The organism is Pseudoalteromonas sp. SR43-7 (assembly GCF_014163785.1).
In the GTDB taxonomy this organism is placed as follows: Bacteria; Pseudomonadota; Gammaproteobacteria; order Enterobacterales; family Alteromonadaceae; genus Pseudoalteromonas; species Pseudoalteromonas distincta.
The window spans coordinates 126,159-144,434 of sequence record NZ_JACJDY010000001.1; the positions used below are offsets into that span (position 1 = coordinate 126,159).

The 18,276-nt window shown below is 39.6% G+C and carries 19 protein-coding genes; 17 read left to right on the forward strand and 2 right to left on the reverse strand.

Annotation, left to right across the window (positions count from 1 at the left end; genetic code table 11):
• Position 1 precedes the first annotated feature (1 nt).
• Both H5087_RS00580 and H5087_RS00585 read right to left on the reverse strand, forming a co-directional pair.
• Complete coding sequence (locus H5087_RS00580) at positions 2-562, reverse strand: YajG family lipoprotein (RefSeq protein ID WP_165744317.1); 561 nt, start codon at positions 560-562, stop codon at positions 2-4.
• On the reverse strand, positions 563-1,705 hold the full coding sequence (locus H5087_RS00585) for a methyltransferase (RefSeq protein ID WP_024604970.1): 1,143 nt from the start codon (positions 1,703-1,705) through the stop codon (positions 563-565).
• A gap of 42 nt (positions 1,706-1,747) precedes the next feature.
• Here H5087_RS00585 and H5087_RS00590 point away from each other — a divergent pair, with 42 nt between their 5' ends.
• From H5087_RS00590 to cyoE, 17 genes are all read left to right on the forward strand, one after another.
• Positions 1,748-2,359, forward strand: a complete 612-nt coding sequence (locus H5087_RS00590; protein ID WP_024604969.1) for an alpha-ketoglutarate-dependent dioxygenase AlkB — start codon at positions 1,748-1,750, stop codon at positions 2,357-2,359.
• Positions 2,360-2,420: 61 nt separating this feature from the next.
• Positions 2,421-2,732 (forward strand): BolA family transcriptional regulator, encoded by a 312-nt coding sequence (locus tag H5087_RS00595; protein WP_024596564.1) that lies wholly within the window; start codon positions 2,421-2,423, stop codon positions 2,730-2,732.
• Positions 2,733-2,845: 113 nt separating this feature from the next.
• Positions 2,846-4,039, forward strand: a complete 1,194-nt coding sequence (gene fabV / locus H5087_RS00600) for an enoyl-ACP reductase FabV (RefSeq protein WP_138489515.1) — start codon at positions 2,846-2,848, stop codon at positions 4,037-4,039.
• Positions 4,040-4,402: 363 nt separating this feature from the next.
• A complete protein-coding gene (locus tag H5087_RS00605; protein WP_024596562.1) occupies positions 4,403-5,746 on the forward strand; it encodes a Na(+)-translocating NADH-quinone reductase subunit A in 1,344 nt (447 codons plus the stop codon).
• 4 nt (positions 5,747-5,750) lie between these two features.
• A complete protein-coding gene (locus H5087_RS00610; protein ID WP_002958899.1) occupies positions 5,751-6,953 on the forward strand; it encodes an NADH:ubiquinone reductase (Na(+)-transporting) subunit B in 1,203 nt (400 codons plus the stop codon).
• On the forward strand, positions 6,946-7,698 hold the full coding sequence (locus H5087_RS00615; RefSeq protein WP_002958898.1) for a Na(+)-translocating NADH-quinone reductase subunit C: 753 nt from the start codon (positions 6,946-6,948) through the stop codon (positions 7,696-7,698). Before H5087_RS00610 ends, H5087_RS00615 begins: the two co-directional genes overlap by 8 nt.
• The gene (locus H5087_RS00620; RefSeq protein WP_002958897.1) at positions 7,698-8,330 is read left to right on the forward strand and encodes an NADH:ubiquinone reductase (Na(+)-transporting) subunit D; all 633 of its coding nucleotides are present in this window, start codon (positions 7,698-7,700) and stop codon (positions 8,328-8,330) included. Before H5087_RS00615 ends, H5087_RS00620 begins: the two co-directional genes overlap by 1 nt.
• A gap of 10 nt (positions 8,331-8,340) precedes the next feature.
• On the forward strand, positions 8,341-8,949 hold the full coding sequence (gene nqrE / locus H5087_RS00625; RefSeq protein ID WP_002958896.1) for an NADH:ubiquinone reductase (Na(+)-transporting) subunit E: 609 nt from the start codon (positions 8,341-8,343) through the stop codon (positions 8,947-8,949).
• Positions 8,950-8,967: 18 nt separating this feature from the next.
• Positions 8,968-10,197: an NADH:ubiquinone reductase (Na(+)-transporting) subunit F gene (nqrF, locus tag H5087_RS00630; RefSeq protein ID WP_002958895.1), complete on the forward strand. Its 1,230-nt coding sequence runs from the start codon at positions 8,968-8,970 to the stop codon at positions 10,195-10,197.
• Positions 10,198-10,306: 109 nt separating this feature from the next.
• Positions 10,307-11,338 (forward strand): FAD:protein FMN transferase, encoded by a 1,032-nt coding sequence (locus H5087_RS00635; RefSeq protein ID WP_182670820.1) that lies wholly within the window; start codon positions 10,307-10,309, stop codon positions 11,336-11,338.
• 101 nt (positions 11,339-11,439) lie between these two features.
• Positions 11,440-11,652, forward strand: coding sequence for a (Na+)-NQR maturation NqrM (gene nqrM / locus H5087_RS00640; RefSeq protein ID WP_182670821.1), 213 nt, complete (start codon positions 11,440-11,442; stop codon positions 11,650-11,652).
• A 1,053-nt stretch (positions 11,653-12,705) separates the two neighbouring features.
• Positions 12,706-13,125: a hypothetical protein gene (locus tag H5087_RS00645; RefSeq protein WP_149594338.1), complete on the forward strand. Its 420-nt coding sequence runs from the start codon at positions 12,706-12,708 to the stop codon at positions 13,123-13,125.
• A gap of 318 nt (positions 13,126-13,443) precedes the next feature.
• On the forward strand, positions 13,444-14,403 hold the full coding sequence (gene cyoA, locus H5087_RS00650; RefSeq protein ID WP_039486806.1) for a ubiquinol oxidase subunit II: 960 nt from the start codon (positions 13,444-13,446) through the stop codon (positions 14,401-14,403).
• A 2-nt stretch (positions 14,404-14,405) separates the two neighbouring features.
• Positions 14,406-16,394 (forward strand): cytochrome o ubiquinol oxidase subunit I, encoded by a 1,989-nt coding sequence (gene cyoB, locus H5087_RS00655; protein ID WP_024596558.1) that lies wholly within the window; start codon positions 14,406-14,408, stop codon positions 16,392-16,394.
• Positions 16,391-17,017, forward strand: coding sequence for a cytochrome o ubiquinol oxidase subunit III (gene cyoC / locus H5087_RS00660; protein ID WP_002958100.1), 627 nt, complete (start codon positions 16,391-16,393; stop codon positions 17,015-17,017). Before cyoB ends, cyoC begins: the two co-directional genes overlap by 4 nt.
• Positions 17,017-17,373 carry a cytochrome o ubiquinol oxidase subunit IV gene (gene cyoD, locus H5087_RS00665; protein WP_182670822.1) on the forward strand — a complete coding sequence of 119 codons (357 nt, stop codon included), beginning with the start codon at positions 17,017-17,019 and terminating at the stop codon, positions 17,371-17,373. Before cyoC ends, cyoD begins: the two co-directional genes overlap by 1 nt.
• 9 nt (positions 17,374-17,382) lie before the next feature.
• Positions 17,383-18,267 carry a heme o synthase gene (gene cyoE / locus H5087_RS00670; protein WP_182670823.1) on the forward strand — a complete coding sequence of 295 codons (885 nt, stop codon included), beginning with the start codon at positions 17,383-17,385 and terminating at the stop codon, positions 18,265-18,267.
• The last annotated feature ends 9 nt before the right edge of the window (positions 18,268-18,276 follow it).

The following is an 18,276-nucleotide window of genomic DNA, read 5'->3' on the forward strand; positions in this document are numbered from 1 at the left end:
GTTAACCTTCTAAAAATTCTATTAATTCAGGGTCAGATACAATGCGGGTAATAACTTGCTCAGTCAACTTATTGAGCTGACCTTCTATTTTTGCTTGCTCATGACTAAATGGGCCTTCTAAATTAGCACTACCTCTATACACTTTACTAAAGTTACTTGAGGCGCGAATAACACGCACGCCAAGTTCTATGTGGGCTTCGCTGGTATGGCTCACTAGCTTTTCGGTTACAACAGCTTGCAATGCATGAATATCTACTTCAAAGCGAACAGTTGCTAAGTTAGAAATACTGGCTCCATTGCGGCTAAGGGCGCTGTCTAACACACTTTTAATAGAGCTGGTAATGCCTTGGCTTGCAAAGGTTTTAGTTTTGTCTGACTCAATAAGTTTAAGTGTTGATGTATCGCCACGTAAATCAATTACACTAGTACTTAAGCTACTATTTATAGTGCTAATTTGACCATTTTTATAAACAGGGTTAAGTATTACTTGGCTAGGCTGATTCGCGCAGCCACCAAGTATCAGTAATACACAACACCCAATTATAATGTTTGTTAATTTCATTTATAGCATTCCACTATTTTTTGTTGCACTTAAAACGACAAACTTTTTGTTTGAACCTAGCAACTTACAGTTGCCAAACATACGGTTTAATTTATCATGATAATCTAAATGACGATTACCAATAATACGCAGCTCGCCGCCTTCTTTTAAAGTATCTTTTGCTTGTTTAAACATTTGCCAAGCAATATGGTCGGTAACGGCCTGAGCTTGGTGAAATGGAGGGTTACAAAGCACCATATCTACACTGTCTCTTTCAAAGCCTGTTAAACAGTCGTTTTCGATGAACTCGCAGTTATCAAACTTATCGCCTAGGTTAATTTCTACATTTAACCGAGCCGACTCTACTGCCATGTAAGACTCATCAACAAAAGTAACTGATGCATTAGGGCAACGAGCAAGCGTCATTAATCCAACAACTCCGTTACCACAGCCTAAATCAATAATGCTTTTAGCTTTTGGTGTTTCTGGTAAGTAGTTAAAAAAGAAGCGTGCACCAATATCTAACGAATCACGCGAAAACACATTTGCATGGTTTGTTATATTAAACTCAGTACCTTCAAGCTCCCACGTTACAGGGAAATCTGCTGCTTTATATCCGCCTTTAGCTGTACTTAATATAAGACGGGATTTTTTAACTGCTAGGCTAGTTTTTGTTTCACCAATAAATTGCTCAAATGATTTTATTGTTGAGTTGTGAATTTCTTTTGTTTTACCTGCGGCAATTACTGGCGTACCAGGTGCAAGGACTTCACTGAGTTCACTTAACTGAAACTGTAAAAAACCTACATTACGAGGGATTTTAATAAGTACTAAATCAACATCCTGCGGTAATGCAGACAAACTATCTAATTGTGTAAAATCTGCTGTAGGCAGTTTGTTTTCTTGTAAGTTATAAGCCGCAGCTTGGTGGCTAATATAAGAATCGTTAACTGAACAAACCGTTAACTTATTAAAATAACAAGCAAGTGCACCAAAGCTATCGTTTAAAATAAGCAATGAGCGACAATCAGGGTGATGTTCGTTAACATAATTGATAAGGTACTCATCTGCCGAATCCCACGCTTGTAAGCTGCGGTTTTTTTGATCCAAAGGAAAGCGTTCAAGAGTAAAGGTTTTATCGCCTAGCTGGGCTTGCGTCGTCATAATGGTTCGTTGATCAGTAATCTAATGTAGGTAAATTCTAACATGCAACGGCAAAACGCCAACCCCCAACAGTTACCAAATGGCTTTTCTTATCAAAGTAGGGCACTTAGTGCACAAAAAAGCCTCGATCTATTTTATTATTTGCAAAAAAACCTACGTTGGCAGCAACCCGATGTAACTGTTTATGGTAAAACGGGGCCTATTCCACGGCTACAATGCTTCATGAGCGATTTAAATATTGAATACGGCTATTCAAGTAGTAAGCAAATAGTAGAGCCATGGGATGAATTGTTACTTAATATGAGAAGGCGTTTAGAGGCGCACTTAAATCAGCCTCTAAACTCATTACTCGTTAATTATTACCGAGATGGTAATGATACGATGGGCTGGCACAGTGATGATGAAATAGAGCTTGGTGATAAACCAACAATTGTGTGTGTCTCGCTAGGAGCTGATCGGGTTCTAAAGTTAAAGCACAAGGCGAGCAATAAAGTAACCGACTTAAAATTACAAAGTGGCAGCTGTTTAATAATGAATGGACATAGCCAGCGAGATTATCAACATGCAATACCTAAGCAAACAACGCTTGCACATCCTCGAATAAGTTTAACTTACCGATTTATTAAGCACATTAAACAAAAGCAATTTAGTTAGCCAAGCGCTGCGTTAAATTGTTATAGTAAGTATATAAATTAGCTAATTAAAACGGTCTTTTATGTCAATGCAGCAACAGATCCAAGAAAAAATAAGCAACGCTATTGCGTGTAAACATTTAAACGTAATTAACGAAAGCCATATGCACAGTGCGGGCACTGAATCACACTTTAAAGTAATAGTGGTTAGCGAAGGTTTTACAGGTAAACGTTTATTGCAGCGCCATCGTGAAATTAATGAAATTCTAAAAGATGAATTAGCAAATCATATTCATGCACTCGCAATTCATACATATACACCCGATGAGTATACAGAGCAGGGCGGCGAGGCACCTGATTCACCTAATTGTATGGGCGGCTCTAAATTAGCTTAAATAATTAATAGTGATTTGATAGTTACACTTGTGGTTAACTGATCAGATCAGTGTTTTTAGTATTAGCCTTTAAACTAGCGCTAATTTTTATTGTAAAAGATATAGGATGATCAATGGTCATTAAGCCTAAAATTCGTGGATTTATCTGCACAAACGCACATCCAGCTGGTTGTGCAGAGCATGTTCAAGAACAAATTAACTATGTAAAACAACAAGGCGCATTAAAAAATGCACCAAAAAATGTATTAGTTATTGGCGCATCAACAGGCTACGGCTTGGCTTCGCGCATTACAGCTGCGTTTGGTGGTGGTGCTAAAACATTAGGTATTTTCTTTGAAAAAGAAGGTACAGATCGCAAAACAGGTTCTGCTGGTTGGTACAATACCGCTGCTTTTCAAGATGCAGCAGACGAAGCAGGCCTTTGGTCTAAAAATATTAATGGCGATGCGTTTTCTAACGAAATTAAACAAAAAGCAATCGACACTATTAAAGCAGATTTGGGCAAAGTAGATTGTATTATTTACAGCTTAGCGTCTCCTCGTCGTACAGACCCAAATACGGGCGAAGTATACTCATCTACGCTTAAGCCAATTGGAAATGCCGTTACTACTAAAAACTTAAATACATCAAAGCGTGAAATTGATGAAATTACTGTTGAAGCTGCAAACCAAGACGATATCGACAACACCATTAAAGTAATGGGCGGTGAAGATTGGGAAATGTGGATTGACGCATTAAAAGAAGCGGATGTATTAGCCGATAACTTTAAAACGACTGCGTACACTTATATTGGTAAAGAGCTAACATGGCCAATATACGGACACGCTACTATTGGTAAGGCTAAAGAAGATTTAGACCGTGCAACCGCTGCTATTAAAGAATCAACAAAAGATTTAAATGGTGAGGCATATGTTTCATCACTTAATGCTGTGGTAACGCAAGCAAGTTCTGCTATTCCTATTATGCCGTTATATATCTCTGCTTTATTTAAAGTTATGAAAGCAGATGGCACATACGAAGGCACTATTGAGCAAATTCACGCTTTATTTAGTGAAAACTTGTATGGTGAATCACCTCGCTTTGACGACGGTGGACATTTATTCCAAAACTACAAAGAGCTAGAAGACGATGTACAAGCTCGCGTGCAAGCTGTTTGGGATAAAGTAGATACGAGCAGCATTGATGAGCTAACAGATTATGTTGGTTACCATAATGAGTTTTTACGCTTATTTGGTTTTGGTATAGATAGTGTTGACTACGATCAAGATGTAGATTCAGTTAAGCCAATTGCCAATATGATTGACTAACAGAACTTAGTTATAAAAAGCCGCTATCGCGGCTTTTTTTGTATTATGCGATTTGTTGAATTTACGATGAAATCAGGAATGATAATTGCTTAGGCTACCACTTTGGTCTAGCTTGATTTTTATTTAATTCACTTAACAAAACTAAATAAGTGTTTCTGTCGTATAATTTTCATAAATACACTCGCATAGTCATCTAAAATGATGTTAAAATCTCGACAATATGTGATGAGTTTTACTACGTTGCTTGTTTGATATCTCTAGCAAGCTGCTCTTTTGTACCTTGATATAACTTGGAATAACTCAAATGGCGACGTGGTTGATACGATTTTTCAGTTTCTTTCCTTTAATGTAATGCAAGTGCGTATGATCAACATAAAAAAAGGTCTGGATTTACCCTTAGAGGGCGCGCCACAGCAAGTTATACATGACGGTTCTGCTGTCAAACGTGTAGCTGTGCTTGGCGAAGAGTTTATCGGTATGCGTCCAACCATGCATGTTCGTGTGGATGACCAAGTCAAAAAAGGCCAGGTACTTTTTGAAGATAAAAAGAACCCAGGCGTCCTATTTACTGCTCCAGCTTCTGGTACAGTAAAAGAAATAAATCGTGGTGCTAAACGTGTGCTGCAATCTGTTGTTATTGAAGTAGCAGGCAGTGAGCAAATCACCTTTGACTCTTTCAAAGCAGACGAGCTTCCGAGCTTAGAGCGCGAAAAAGCCAAAGAAGTACTTATCCAGTCTGGTCAATGGACAGCACTTCGTGTTCGCCCATTCAGCAAAGTAGCGGCTGTGGATGCAAATCCTAGTTCTATTTTTGTGACCGCAATCGACACAAACCCATTAGCTGCAGATCCTGCAGTAATTATTGCAGAAAATGCGCAAGCATTTGAAGCGGGTCTTGCAGTTGTTTCGCGTTTGACTGATGGCAAAGTATTTGTGTGTAAAAAAGCAGGCAGCCAAGTTCCTAGCTCATCTATAGCTCAAGTAGAAGTACATGAGTTTGGTGGTGTGCATCCGGCTGGCCTCGTTGGCACTCATATCCATCATCTTGATGCAGTTTCTGTTAGCAAACAAGTTTGGCATATTGGTTACCAAGACGTTATTGCGTATGGTCACTTATTCCTTACTGGTGAAATTTACACAAATCGTGTTATTTCGCTTGCAGGTCCTCGCGTTAAAAACCCACGTTTAGTGAAAACACAATTAGGTGCTTCATTGGATGATTTAGTGGCTGGTGAGTTAGAAGACGGAGATAACCGCGTTATTTCTGGTTCTGTTCTATCGGGTTCTATTTCAAACGGTGTTCATGCATTCTTAGGTCGTTACCACGTTCAAGTATCTGTTTTACTTGAAGGTCGCGAAAAAGAATTGTTTGGCTGGATTGCACCAGGTAGTGATAAATTCTCTGTAACGCGTACATTCCTTTCTCACCTTGCACCAAGTCGTTTATTTAAAATGACAACGTCAACAGGTGGTTCAAAACGTGCCATGGTACCAATTGGTAGCTACGAGCGCGTAATGCCGTTAGATATTTTGCCTACTCTATTATTACGTGACTTAATTGCACGTGATTTAGACAGTGCAATTTCATTGGGCGCGCTTGAACTTGATGAAGAAGATTTAGCGTTATGTACCTTCGTTTGTCCAGGCAAATACGAGTATGGTTCTATCCTACGCGATTGCTTAACTACGATCGAGAAGGAAGGCTAGAGAGATGGGTTTAAAAAAATATCTAGAAGATATCGAGCCGAATTTTGAAGCCGGTGGTAAATATGAAAAGTTTTATGCACTGTATGAAGCAGCTGCAACTATTTTTTATACACCAGGCTACGTAAATAAAGGCGCGACACACGTACGCGATAACATCGACCTAAAACGTATGATGATTTTAGTGTGGATGGCGACGTTCCCAGCTATGTTTTTTGGTATGTTCAATATCGGTCATCAGGCCGCTGGTGCTTTAGCACAAGGTTTTGAACTAGCAAACACGTGGCAAGTTGGTTTGTTCCAGTTATTCGGTGGTGAGTTAACCGCTGATGCAGGCTGGGGCGCTAAGATGTTCTATGGAGCATGTTTCTTCTTACCTATCTACGCTGTAACATTTGCAGTAGGTGGTTTCTGGGAAGTAATATTTGCTTCAGTGCGTAAGCATGAAATTAACGAAGGTTTCTTCGTTACTTCTGTATTATTTGCACTTATTTTGCCAGCAACTATTCCTTTATGGCAAGTTGCGTTAGGTATTACGTTTGGTGTAGTAATCGCTAAAGAAATCTTTGGTGGTACTGGCCGTAACTTCTTAAACCCTGCTTTAGCCGGTCGTGCATTTTTATTCTTTGCATACCCAGCTCAAATCTCAGGTGACACAGTATGGACAGCAGTAGATTCTTTCTCTGGTGCAACTATGCTAGGCCAAGCATTTGCTGGCACACTTGACTTTGCAAACATGGAATTATGGTGGAATGCGTTTTATGGTTTCATTCAAGGTTCTGTAGGTGAAACATCTACACTTGCATTATTAGTGGGTGGTTTGTTCTTAATTTACGTTCGTATCGCTTCTTGGCGCATCGTACTAGGTGTATTCCTAGGTATGGTAGCAACTGCATTTTTATTAAATGCTGTTGGCTCAGAAACTAACCCTGTATTTGCAATGCCTTGGTATTGGCATTTTGTACTTGGTGGCTTTGCGTTTGGTATGTTCTTTATGGCTACTGACCCTGTATCAGCTGCATTTACTGACAAAGGTAAATTAGCATATGGTCTATTAATTGGCTTTATGGTGGTTATGATACGTGTTGTGAATCCTGCTTTCCCAGAAGGCATGATGCTAGCAATCTTATTTGCTAACTTGTTCGCTCCACTGTTCGATCACTTTGTAGTGCAGGCTAATATTAAGCGGAGGTTGGCACGTAATGTCTAGTAATAACGAATCAATCGGCAAAACGTTATCAGTTGTTGTAGCACTATGTTTAGTGTGTGCAATCATTGTATCGTTTGCTTCTGTACAGCTTCGTCCTTTACAGCAAGCTAATAAAAACAAAGATATTCAAAGCAATATCTTAGCTGCTGCGGGCATCGACAAAGTTGAAAATGTTCTTGAAACATTTGATGCAAAAATCGAAGCGCGCGTTGTAAACATGACTACAGGTGAGTTTGTAGATACAGACCCAACAATCTTTGACTTTGAAAAAAGCAAATATGATGCAGCGCTAAGTGTTTCCCTTCAAGAGAAAGGCGTTAAAGATATTGCTGGTATTCAACGTGTGACTAAAGAGTCACCGGTGTATATCTCTAAAAAAGAAGATGGCTCAGTTGATGCAATCATTCTTCCTATCCAAGGCTACGGCTTATGGGGCTTAATGTACGGTTTTATCTCGCTTGAAAGCGATGGTGAAACAGTTAAGGGCATTATCTTTTACAAGCATAATGAAACCCCAGGTCTTGGTGGCGAAATCCAAAATCCACAGTGGACTGCTACATGGGAAGGTAAAGAACTTCCAATTCAAATTGTTAAAGGTACTGCGGGCAATGATGAGCATAAGATCGATGGTCTTTCAGGTGCTACATTAACGTCTAACGGTGTTGATCATGCAGTTGACTTTTGGACTGGCGAAAATGGCTTTGGCCCTTTCCTTGCGAAAGTACGTAAAGGAGCATTGAAATAATGGCTGATACTAAAGAAATGAAGGCGGTCCTATTTGGTCCGGTTTTAGCTAACAACCCAATCGCACTACAAGTACTTGGTATTTGTTCTGCGCTAGCGGTAACGTCTAGCTTAAAAAATGCGTTAATTATGTCAATTGCATTGACACTTGTAACTGCGTTTTCGAGCTTCTTTATCTCGCTTATTCGTAACCAGATCCCATCATCTGTACGTATCATCGTACAAATGACCATTATCGCATCATTGGTAATCGTTGTTGACCAAGTATTACAGGCATTTTCTTATGCTACTGCAAAAGAGCTTTCTGTATTCGTTGGTCTAATCATTACTAACTGTATCGTAATGGGTCGTGCTGAAGCATACGCGATGAAGTCGCCACCACTTATGTCATTCCTTGACGGTATTGGTAACGGCTTAGGTTACTCTGTAGTACTACTTACTGTTGGTTTCATTCGTGAGCTATTTGGTAAGGGTTCACTATTCGGTGTTGATATTATCCCATTAGTACAAGATGGCGGTTGGTATCAGCCTATGGGTCTATTGATCTTACCACCGAGTGCATTCTTCATCATTGGTTTATTCATATGGGTACTGCGTACTTATAAGAAAGACCAAGTAGAAGCTAAAGCGTAAGGGGCAAATAGTGGAACATTATATTAGTTTATTTGTAAAAGCCGTTTTTATTGAGAACTTAGCGTTGTCATTCTTCTTAGGCATGTGTACTTTTTTAGCGGTATCTAAAAAAGTAACTACATCAATTGGCCTAGGCATAGCGGTTATAGTTGTATTGGGTATTTCTGTACCTGTAAACAACTTGGTTTATCATGCGGTACTTGCACCTGGTTCACTAACTTGGTTAGGTTACCCAGATGCAGATCTTAGCTTTTTACGTTTCTTAACTTTCATTGGTGTTATTGCAGCACTTGTGCAAATTCTTGAAATGGCATTAGATAAGTTTTTCCCTGCACTATACAACGCGTTAGGTATCTTCTTACCACTTATCACAGTTAACTGTGCAATATTTGGTGCGGTATCATTCATGGTTGAGCGTAACTATAACTTCGGCGAGTCTGTTGTTTATGGTATTGGCGCTGGTGTTGGTTGGGCACTTGCAATTACATTACTTGCAGGTATCCGTGAGAAACTGAAATACTCAGACGTACCTGACGGCTTACGTGGTTTAGGTATTACCTTCATCACTGTTGGTTTAATGGGACTTGGCTTTATGTCATTCTCTGGTATTTCACTGTAAAGGTAGCGAGGATAAATCATGGATTATCAGATTTTCTTAGGCGTTGGTGTTTTTATCGCTATCGTTGTACTACTGGTTTTAGTCATCATTGGTGCTAAATCTCAGTTAGTTGCAAGTGGCGATATTATCATCGGCATTAATGGCGACCCAGATAAAGCCATTAAAACATCAGCAGGTAGTAAGCTTTTAGGCGCACTATCTGAGTCAGGTATATTTGTATCATCTGCTTGTGGTGGCGGTGGCTCTTGTGGTCAGTGTCGTGTACACATTAAAGAAGGTGGTGGTGATATTCTGCCAACTGAGCTTGATCACATATCTAAAGGTGAAGCCCGTGAAGGCTGTCGTTTAGCGTGTCAGGTAAATGTTAAAAATGACATGGAAATTGAACTTGAAGAGTCAATTTTCGGTGTTAAGAAGTGGGATTGTGAAGTTATCTCTAATGATAACAAAGCAACGTTCATCAAAGAACTTAAGCTGCAAATTCCAGATGGCGAGTCAGTGCCGTTTCGTGCGGGTGGTTACATCCAAATCGAAGCTCCACCTCACCATGTTAAATATGCAGATTTCGATGTTCCTGAAGAGTATCGTGGCGACTGGAACCATTTTGGTTTCTTCGATCTGGAGTCAAAAGTAGACGAAGAAACAATTCGTGCTTACTCAATGGCTAATTACCCAGAAGAAGAAGGCATCATTATGCTTAACGTGCGTATTGCTGCTCCACCTCCAAGAAACCTTAGCTTGCCATGTGGTAAAATGTCTTCGTACATTTGGTCACTTAAAGAAGGCGACAAGGTAACTATTTCGGGTCCATTTGGTGAGTTCTTTGCTAAAGACACTGACGCAGAAATGGTATTTGTTGGTGGTGGTGCTGGTATGGCGCCAATGCGTTCTCATATCTTTGACCAACTTAAACGTTTGAACTCTAAACGTAAGATGAGCTTTTGGTATGGTGCACGTTCTGAGCGTGAAATGTTCTACGTAGAAGATTTTGACGGCCTAGCCGCTGAAAATCCTAACTTCGTATGGCATACAGCACTTTCAGATCCACAGCCTGAAGATAACTGGGAAGGCTATACTGGCTTTATCCATAACGTGTTATTTGAGAACTATCTTAAAGATCACGAAGCGCCTGAAGATTGTGAGTACTACATGTGTGGTCCTCCAATGATGAATGCGGCAGTTATTACTATGCTTAAAGATTTAGGTGTTGAAGACGAAAATATCTTACTAGATGACTTCGGTGGCTAACACTAATACCAAAACAGTTTAGTTTTGGTTAAAATACCAGCCTTGTAGCACTTGTGTTACGAGGCTTTTTTTATTCTTTAATTTTATCAATCTATTAAGTAGAGCTGTTATGAATCGAGTAAGTACTTCACAGGGCATAATGGCCTTTTTACTAATTACACTGACTTTATTATTGTCTGGGTGTGGTGAAAAGCCAGAGTTAAAAGAAACCTTTTTAGAAGGTAAGACTATGGGTACCACTTATCATATTAAATATTATGATGATCAAGCCCAGCTATCGGCTTCACAACTACAGCTGCAAATAGACGCTGTTTTAAAAGATGTTAACCAATCTATGTCTACTTACATAGAAGACTCTGAAATAAATACATTTAACAGATTACCTGCAAATCAAGTCATGCCAATTAGCGAAGATTTTAGGGCTGTTATAAGCGAGTCTATTCGCTTGGGTGAATCAACTAAAACACTCGACGTAACAATGGGGCCTTTAATTGATTTATGGGGCTTTGGGCCTGATAAAAAACCAACTAATCGCCCAAGTGATGAAGAGCTTGCAAGTATGGTTGAAAAAATAGGCATTGATAAACTTATCTTAAATGAGCAAGGGTTGGCTAAAACAGTTAATGGACTGGAGCTTTCTTTTTCGGCAACAGCTAAGGGCTATGGTATTGACAAAGTTGCCCAGTTATTAGAAAACCACGACATTACTAATTACATGGTTGAGATTGGTGGTGAGCTGCGTATAGCAGGTGAAAAGCCAAATAATCAGGATTGGAAAATCGCGATTGAGCAACCCGATGCGCAACCTGGAGAGCGTAAGGTACACCGTGTTTTATCGCCAGGTACAAGTGGTATAGCGACATCGGGTGATTACCGTATTTTTTATAAAATGGATGGCGAGATCTATACCCACTTAATTGATCCAGCAACAGGTATGCCTATTAAGCACGACTTAGTGTCGGTAACTGTGCTTCATCCAAGCGCTATGACGGCAGATGGTTTAGCGACGGCACTTACTGTAATGGGGATGCAAAAAGCGCAAGCTTATGCTGAACAACATGATTTACCGGTTTATTTAATAGGTAAATCAAAGGAGGGTTTAATTACCTACTCAAGCCCAGCATTTAAGTCTTATTTATAGTATGGTGCTGACTTGTTTATTTCCGTGTTATTTGGGTATATAATAGCAGTCGCTCAAAAATATTTGAGTTTAATTTATTGCTGATCAATAGGGGCTAAGCAATGTCACTTTTTCTTCTTACTTTTGGCTTACTAATTTTGATAGTTTCGGCTATGGCCGTTGGTATGATCCTGCAAAAAAAATCTATGGCAAGCAGCTGTGGTGGTTTAGGTTCGGTTGGTATTGATAAAGCCTGTGATTGCGATGATCCATGTGATAAACGCAAAAACCGTTTAGCAAAAGAGCAAGCCTGGAAAGAAAACCAAATTATTTAAGCCTGTCTTAAATATTAAAAAGCGCTTTATAGCGCTTTTTTTGTGCCTGTAAAACGCCTTCGCATCATAGCTTCCAAAGCAATCCAATCTAAATGTATTAGACAAAGGTATATAGTTTAGTTTTTTTCACCTATTAGGTTTATTTTTCTCGTTTGTCAAATTGGAGCTAACACTCTAAAGTTTAACCATAGACACAGAGCAAGGCTCGAGTCATAAGCTTGAGGCATAAAGTTAGCCTCGCTTAAAAGAATCTTTATATTGTGTGTGAAGATGTTGTCAGTGTGAAAGGCAACTCAAGGTCGGTGGTGACTGGTTTTGAGTTGTTTTTATTCTCTACAATTGCCACGCAGTGTAAACCAAGAATCTTTATATTGTGTGTGAAGATGTTGTCAGTGTGAAAGGCAACTCAAGTTCGGTGGTGACTGCATTTGAGTTGTTTTTATTTCCCTACAATTACCACGTAATGTATACCAAAAATCTTTATATTGTGTGTGAAGATGTTGTCAGTGTGAAAGGCAACTCAAGTTCGGTGGTGACTTAGCTTGAGTTGTTTTTATTCCCTACAATTGCCATGCAGTGTAAACCAAGAATCTTTATATTGTGTGTGAAGATGTTGTCAGTGTGAAAGGCGGCTCAAGTTCGGTGGTGACTGAATTTGGGCTGTTTTTATTTGTGCCACACAATTACTACTCCCTCCTAAAAACCTATAATCCTATTAAATATTTCTCTTTAAATTGTTTTTTATTTTAGCTAACCAAGTGTTTTTTATCGTGTTATTTTTTATTAACAAAATAGCTTCGAAAGCTTAACTCAAATTAGTTGATTTTTAGTTGAACAGAAAATTCTCTTTGTTATACTCACGTTCGAACTTTCAGTAAGTTTTGAAAGTTTGGTTGATACGGATCAATTTTCGCTAGGTAAATATGTGCTAGCTGGATTTGATTGTATTTAGCACCTGGTTTTAGGGTTTACAACAGCAATGTTTTTTAAATTTTTCCGTTGCAAACTGTATTACTCTAATTTTGTTATAGTCATTTTAGTAGGTTAATGTCTTTGAACACACTTTCTTTGCATCATACAACTACGGAACTTGCCTCTGGCGAGCCGCAGACGTGTGAACGCTTGAATAAAGCAGGCAAGGGCGTGTGTGTAGCTATAACTTTATTAGTGTTTAATACTGTGATGTTGCTAAGCGGTGCATTAGAGGATGCCTTCAAGCTTGAAGCGCTATTAAGTGATGGGTTTATTGTAGAGCCACTGTTACTTAATCTTGCGCAATTTTTAGCTCATCCGATCATATCAAGTCAGTTACTTATTGGCCTTTGTTGGTTATTGTTCCATATTTGTCCAGCGCGTCGTGCTGGCATAATCCTCCGTAAAGCAGCCTTTGCTTTTAGCGAGGCTAAAGTTCTTCAGCCTGTGATCTCTTCACATGGTTGTCGTGCTCCACCTAGCTTTACAGGTTGCCTGTAACGCTGCATCTTGTTGCTGGTTTTAATTATTTGTTCTTGCTGTAAATAATTAAGGTTAGCTAAAACAAAGTAGCTCCGTGTTTTTTAAACACATTTCAGCCAACCACCACTCACCCAAGTTAACTTTTATTACGTTATATAAATGCGTTTAGAAAGCTGGGTTTGTTGCTAGGTCATTAATGGCATGAGCTTTAGGTTTTGAATAGCCCCCTTATTTTTATAATTTAATTCTAGTTAACTTGGGTTTTTATTGAAAAATCGTTGCTTTGGTTTTTATTTTAAGCAGCAAATTGAAACTCTAGGTTTGTAGGATACTCTCTTGTTAATTCGTAACCTTTGTAATATTGCTTTAGCTAGTACAGTGCTGGCGTTGTCAGGCTGTAAAGGCGGGATACTCGATCCAAAAGGGCAGATAGGCATTGATGAGAAAAATTTAATCATCATCGCAACCGTGCTTATGTTGCTTGTAGTCGTTCCCGTTATTGTGATGACTTTGTATTTCGCTTGGAAATATAGAGACACTCAAAACCAAGAAATTTATGCTCCAAAATGGGCTCATTCAAATAAAATTGAAGCCGTTGTTTGGGCTGTTCCTATTGTTATTGTAATCATTTTAGGTGTTATTACCTGGCAGTCTACCCAAGACTTAGACCCCTATAAACCCATTGAAGGTAAAGGTGAACATCTTACTGTTGAAGTGGTTTCACTAAACTGGAAATGGCTATTTATATATCCTGAGCAAGGTATTGCTACGGTTAATGAATTAGTGTTCCCAGCAAATGTACCTGTTGAATATAAAATCACCTCAGAGAGCACAATGAATTCATTTTTTATTCCGCAATTGGGTAGTCAAATATACTCAATGGCTGGAATGGAAACCAAGCTTCACTTAATTGCAAATGAGCCAGGTACGTTTAAAGGCTTTTCAGCAAATTACAGCGGCGCAGGTTTCACTGGCATGAAATTTAATGCCATTGCTACACCTACTCAAGCAGACTTTGATAAGTGGGTGAGTGATGTGAAAGCGAATTCAAGCGCTAATAACCTGACTCATGCAAATTATGTTGAGCTTGCAAAAGCAAGTGAAAATAACCCAGTAGCATATTACGGAAAAGTTGATGACGGCTTATTTCATACCATTGTTATGAAGTATATGCAGGCGCATGGCGATATGAACAAAAAACACCATGCAATGGGCGAACATGGGCAAATGAGTAAAAAGCATCATGAAATGAGTGAGCACTCAATGCCTTCATCTCACAGCCAAGGCGAGGAATAATAATGTCGTTATTAGGTAATCTTTCACTCGACGCAATTCCGTTTCATGAGCCAATTCTTGTGTTCACGATGTCGGTTATTGCGATAGCTGGGCTTATTATTGCCGGGCTTATTACAAAGTATAAAAAATGGGGCGTGCTTTGGCGCGACTGGATCACGTCTGTTGATCACAAACGCTTAGGCGTAATGTATATTCTTTTAGCACTAATAATGCTGTTTCGTGGTTTTTCTGATGCAATAATGATGCGTGCGCAGTTAGCACTTGCTACCAGTGGTGCGCCAGGTTATTTACCACCAGAACACTACGACCAAATATTTACTGCCCACGGCGTAATCATGATCATATTTATGGCAATGCCATTTATGATTGGTCTAATGAACATCGTATTACCACTTCAAATTGGTGCTCGCGATGTTGCTTTTCCATTTTTAAATAATTTAAGTTTTTGGTTTACAGCCAGTGGTGCAATTTTAATTAACTTATCACTTGTGTTTGGTGAGTTTGCAAAAACAGGTTGGGTGGCATATCCGCCGCTTTCGGAGCTGACCTTTAGCCCTGGGGTGGGGGTCGATTATTATATTTGGGCCTTGCAAATATCCGGGCTCGGTACACTTCTAACAGCCGTAAACTTTTTAGCAACCGTGTTTAAAATGCGTGCACCAGGTATGACCCTAATGAAAATGCCAATTTTCACATGGGCATGTACATGGGCAAACATCTTAATTGCAGCATCATTCCCAATTTTAACTGCTGTACTTGCAATGCTAACGCTTGACCGTTATCTCGACTTCCACTTCTTTACCAATGAATTGGGCGGTAACGCCATGATGTACATCAACCTGTTTTGGGCATGGGGTCATCCTGAGGTATACATATTAGTATTACCAGCGTTTGGTATTTTTTCTGAAATTATTTCGACCTTTGCCGGTAAACGTTTGTTTGGTTACAAATCGATGGTTTACGCCAGCGGTGCAATCTCAATTTTAGGCTTTATTGTTTGGTTACATCACTTCTTTACTATGGGCTCAAGTGCTAACGTTAACGCGTTCTTTGGGGTAATGACCATGGTTATTGCCGTACCAACTGGGGTTAAGTTGTTTAACTGGTTATTTACTATTTACCGAGGTCGTTTACGTATAAGTGTACCGGTACTTTGGACTCTTGGCTTTATGGTTACCTTTACCGTAGGCGGTATGACCGGTGTATTACTTGCCATTCCTGGCGCCGATTATGTACTGCATAACAGCTTATTCTTAATTGCACATTTCCATAACACAATTATTGGTGGTGCTGTGTTTGGTTACCTGGCCGGTTTTGTATTTTGGTTCCCTAAAGCAATGGGCTTTAAACTTAATGAAAAATGGGGCAAAGCATCATTTTGGTGTTGGATTATTGGTTTCTTCGTAGCATTTATGCCGCTGTACGTACTTGGTTTCTTAGGTATGACACGTCGTTTAAACCACACTAACAACCCAGATTGGAACATGTGGTTATACATTGCCGCAGGCGGTGCTGTAATTATTATGTTTGGTATTATTAGCCAAGTTATTCAATTATATGTGAGCTTTAGAGACCGTGAAGCGCTTGACGATACAACAGGCGATCCGTGGAACGGCCACACACTTGAGTGGGCTACAAGTTCACCTCCGCAAATTTATAACTTTGCAACAATTCCACATATCGATGATATTGATGCATGGACCGATATGAAAGAAAAAGGTCAAGCATATCAAGATAAAGCAAACTACAGCCCTATTCATATGCCTAAAAACACATCAGCTGGCGTGTTAATGGCAGCAAGTTTAACAGTATTTTGCTTTGCAATGATTTGGCATATTTGGTGGTTAGCTGTTGTTGGACTAGTAGGCGGAATTGCCATATTTATCAAACGTTGTTACACCAGCGATGTAGATTACTATATACAACCTGATGAAATTGCACGCATCGAAGCTGCATATAATTCAAGTGGCGTTAAGGAGTTAAAAGCGTGAGTACACTTTCTGCAAATTTAGACTCTGTATCACACGATGATCATGCCCACGCGCATGATCACCATGATACTTCGGGTGATACTGTATTTGGTTTTTGGTTATACCTAATGACCGATTGCCTACTGTTTGCCTCGTTTTTTGCCACTTACGCTGTGTTATTTATGAACACAGCCGGTGGCGTATCGGGTAAAGATATTTTTGAACTCGACTTTGTAGCAGTAGAAACTGCAGCACTACTGATTAGTAGTATTACTTTTGGTTTTGCCATGATTGCCGCTCAAGGGCAAAAAAAGGCACTAACACTGACTTGGTTATTTGTTACGTTTTGTTTAGGTGCTGTGTTTATTGGTATGGAAGTATACGAATTTCATCACCTAATTGTGCATGGCAATGGTCCACAACAAAGTGCCTTTTTAACATCGTTTTTCTCATTAGTTGGCTTACATGGTTTACATGTAACAGCGGGTCTAATTTGGATGACCATAATGATGATTGAAGTTGCTAAACGCGGCTTAGGTAAAGCAACCGTAACGCGTTTAAGCTGCTTAAGCCTATTTTGGCACTTCTTAGACATTGTTTGGATTTGTGTATTTACCGTTGTTTATTTAATGGGAGCAATGTAATGAGCCACAGCGAAACGCATGCGTTAAAGCAAACGCAAAGTGATCATTATGATGAATCTCATGGCAGTGTTAAAACTTACTTAATTGGCTTTGTGCTATCGGTAATTTTAACTGCTATACCGTTTTACATGGTAATGGAAGGTGACTTCTCAAAAGCAACAACGCTTTGGAGCATTGTTACTTTAGCAATCGTACAAATTTGGGTGCATTTAAAATACTTTTTACACCTTAATTTTACCACCGAAGATGGCCGTGCAAGTACTTTCTCATTCCTATTCAGTGCTCTGATCATCGTAATGGTTGTTGGGTTATCTGTTTGGATCATTTATGAATCTAACGCAATGATGATGTACTAGGAGTTGAAGATGTTTCGTCGTTATTTATCAGTGACAAAGCCGGGTATTATTATGGGCAATTTGATCAGCGTAGCGGGCGGGTTTTTACTTGCTTCGCGCGGTGATATAGACCCATGGTTAATGATTGCCACATTAATTGGTTTGTCGCTAGTGGTTGCATCAGGTTGCGCTATCAATAATGTTATAGATAGAGACATAGATGTGGCCATGGCGCGTACTCGTACGCGGGTTACAGTAACGGGCGAAATGTCGGCCTTTGCTGCACTTAGTCACGGTATTTTATTGGGTGTTGTGGGCTTTGGTTTACTTATCGCCTACACCACTCAAGCCGCGGTATTTTTTGCAGCCTTTGGCTACGTAATTTATGTAGCGGTTTATAGCCTCTACATGAAACGCAACTCAGTATATGGCACTTTTGTAGGCAGCCTTTCTGGCGCTGTACCGCCAGTAGTAGGTTACTGCGCCGTAACAGGGCAGTTCGATATGGGCGCATTAATACTGCTAGTCATGTTTAGCTTGTGGCAAATGCCGCACTCTTACGCTATTGCTATTTTTCGCTTTAAAGATTATCAAGCTGCAGGTATTCCTGTATTACCAGTAGCGCAAGGTATCGACAAAGCAAAACGCCATATCGTACTTTACATTGCTGTATATGCCCTAGTTGTGATGTTACTGCCAATTACTGGCTACACAGGTGCTGCTTTTATGGCTGTTGCTTGTATTACCAGCTTTTGGTGGTTGCTAATGGCGCTGCGCGGTTATCGTCGTAATATTGATATGAGTAGCTGGGCACGTAAAGTGTTCGCATTTTCAATTATTAATATTACAGCGTTAAGTATTGCTATGGCTGTTGATTATCATAGTGTTGCTCCACAGCTATTAACGCTTACCTAATTTAAAAAT